The organism is Devosia sp. GW821-FHT12F11 (genome assembly GCF_058806655.1).
Map to the genome: position 1 here is coordinate 1 of NZ_JBXAPX010000016.1, position 675 is coordinate 675.

Annotated in this window: 1 protein-coding gene; it reads right to left on the bottom strand. The window is 66.5% G+C overall.

Annotated features, from left to right (window positions below; genetic code table 11):
* A partial coding sequence (locus AC1ROK_RS27050) for a leucine zipper domain-containing protein (protein WP_492852774.1) occupies positions 1-563 on the bottom strand: 563 nt, incomplete at its 3' end.
* Between the last annotated feature and the right edge of the window lie 112 nt (positions 564-675).

A 675-nucleotide genomic window follows, 5' to 3' on the forward strand; every position in this document is an offset into this window, starting at 1 on the left:
GAGGGCAAGATCTCGGTATAGGCCAGCCGGCTGGCATCATCGACGGCGACATGCAGATAGTCCCAGCCGAGCCGACCCTTGTTGACCTGAGGCCGCGAACCGCGCGGCTCGAAACGGTGCCCGATCTGTTCGAACCGGCCCAACTTCTTGGTATCGAAGTGCAGCATCTCGCCGGGCCGGGCGCGCTCGTAGCGGATCACCGGGGGGGTGGGCTCCAGTTGGCTCAACCGTCCCAAGCCGAGCCGGCGCAGCACCAACCCGACCGTCGAGCGCGCCAGGCCCAGGGACCGGGCAATGGCTGGTCCAGTCTGCCGTTCGCGCCGCAACCGCTCGATCGCGGCGACCGGCTCGGCCCCAAGCTTGTGCCGGCAGTGGTGCGGTACCGAACTGCGGTCCAGCAACTGCCGATCACCGCCGCGGTAGCGCCCGAGCCAGCGATACGCCGTCCGAACCGATACCCCGCCCGCCTCCGCGGCACGAGTAACCGGCCAGCCTCCTTCGATCCGCTCCACCATCAGGACTCGACCCAAAGGCGCAAGCCGCGCATTCTTGTGAACGTTCATTCGAGGGGCTCCGCTGAGAGTTGGTTGGCTTCGCAACCCCAGCTTCTCAGCACCTCCTCGAATGAACAACCTTCATAGCTTCGACAGCTAGCGCAGCTCGGAGGGGGTGTGC